This is a genomic window from Curtobacterium sp. B18, from assembly GCF_000333375.1.
Classification (GTDB): domain Bacteria; phylum Actinomycetota; class Actinomycetes; order Actinomycetales; family Microbacteriaceae; genus Curtobacterium.
This window is the reverse complement of the sequence record NZ_BACZ01000085.1, coordinates 1-1,874: the sequence shown is the minus strand read 5'-3', so window position 1 is coordinate 1,874 and position 1,874 is coordinate 1. Positions and strand designations below refer to the sequence as shown.

Annotated in this window: 2 protein-coding genes; one reads left to right on the top strand and one right to left on the bottom strand. The window is 73.2% G+C overall.

Annotation, left to right across the window (positions count from 1 at the left end; genetic code table 11):
• Nucleotides 1–73: 73 nt before the first annotated feature.
• Nucleotides 74–1,369, bottom strand: coding sequence for a glycosyltransferase family protein (locus tag I5E_RS02430; RefSeq protein WP_022905588.1), 1,296 nt, complete (start codon nt 1,367–1,369; stop codon nt 74–76).
• 136 nt (nt 1,370–1,505) lie between these two features.
• Here I5E_RS02430 and I5E_RS21000 point away from each other — a divergent pair.
• A partial coding sequence (locus I5E_RS21000) for a glycosyltransferase family 2 protein (protein WP_148286829.1) occupies nt 1,506–1,874 on the top strand: 369 nt, incomplete at its 3' end.

The following is a 1,874-nucleotide window of genomic DNA, read 5'->3' as shown; positions in this document are numbered from 1 at the left end:
CCTCCCGTCTCGTGCGTGGCCGGGTCCGGTGCGCGCGCTGCTCGGCAGCCCGCCGCGGGGGTGTCCGTCGTGCTCAGCCGTGGTCGCGTCCGCGCACGACGCGCGCGAGGCCGCCGAAGCGGTGCAGCAGGCGGTACTCCGCCGACCGGGTGAGCGCGTCGTACTCGCGCGCGATCGCGTCGCGCTCCGCTTCGGCCCGTCGACGGGCGGCGTCGAACGACGCGACGGCCTCCTCGGCGACGACGAGCCGCTCGTTGATGTCGCGGACGCCCTGCAGGTGCACGTCGCGCTCCTGCTCGGCGACCCGAAGGACCTCGCGCTCGTTCGTCGCCCACCGCAGGAAGGGCGACCGGCTGCCGGTCCGGGAGCGGGCGTGCGCGATCGCGGCCTCGAGGACCGGGCGCACCTGCTCCGCACGGGCCGTGAACGAGTGGCGCGCCAGGACGACGCCACGCAGCCGCTCGACGAGCGCCGTCCGCTCGTCGTCCGGCATCGCGAGCGCCCGCTCGAGCGATGCGGCGTCGTCGAAGACCGGCACGTCGGCGAGACCCAGCTCCTCGAGCCCGAGCGCGCAGTCCGTGACGGGCAGGGCGCCGGCCGCGAGCGACTCGTACAGGCGGGAGTTCAGCGTGCCGTACTCGGCCGCCGGCGCGATGACGTCGTCGACCACGAAGGCCGCCGACCGGTACACCTCGGGGAGGGCGAAGTAGGGGACCATCGGCCGCAGCTCGACGCCGGGCGAGGGCTCGACGTGCTCGGCGTTCGCGGCGAACCAGACGATCGGCTCGGCCGGACGGACCTCGTCGAGGACGTCCTGCACGTGGCGTCGCACGCCCCAGAAGTTGACGGTCGCCACCGCACGGTCGCTCCGCGGGGCGTCGGGGTCGGTCGTGAAGAGGTCGGTGTCGACACCGATCGGCACGACCTCGACCGGGCCGTCGTACTGCTCGGCGATCGCGTCGCGGGCGGCGGACGACGAGGTCCAGACCGCCTCGAACTCGTCGAGGTACGGCAACGCCGCCCACTTCGCCGTCCAGTTGCGCACCCACGCCACGAGGGCGGTGGTCGGCGGCACCCGGCCGGGCACGAAGGACTCGATCATGACGACCACGACGGCGGTGTCCTCCGGCACGGGGTCCGCCCAGCGGGTCATCGGCCACATCAAGACGCCCCACCCGGCGTCCCGGAGCGCCCGGGCGAGCCCGAGCGCGACGTAGAGGTCGCCCTTGCCCTCGGTCGTGTCGTCCGTCGAGACCGCGAACCGCACGGTCCCGCGAGGTCCCTCGGCGTGCTGACCGGCGGCGATCGCCGCGTAGTCCTCCGCCAGGGGGGAGGACGTGGGAGCGGTCGGGATGCTGGTCGCGGTCACCGAGCCATTCTGCACGAATCGGCAGTGATCACAGGGGAGCGCGGGCGCGCGCCTTGTAGGGTGTCATCGGCCGACGGCACCCCGCGGCCGACCCGTCGATCCGCGCCTGGCGCGCGGCAGCTGCTGGAGGAACCGCGTGACAGAGCGCAAGCCGGGAGTCGTGTCCGTCATCCTCGTGAACTACAAGGGCACGGACGACACCCTGACGAGCATCGCGGAGCTCCGTAAGCAGGACTGGCCGCAGGACCGCCTCGAGGTCATCGTCGTCGAGAACGGCTCCGGTCCGGAACACCTCGGCCGGCTGAAGGCGTCCGAGCTCGACTTCACGCTGGTCGACGCGGGCGCGAACCTCGGCTTCACCGGTGGCTGCAACCTCGGCGTCGAGAAGTCCTCCGGCGAGATCGTGGCGTTCCTCAACAACGACGCGCGTCCCGACACGGGCTGGGTGCGCGAGGCGATGGCGACGTTCGCCTCCGGCGCGGACATCGGCGCCGTGGCGTCGAAG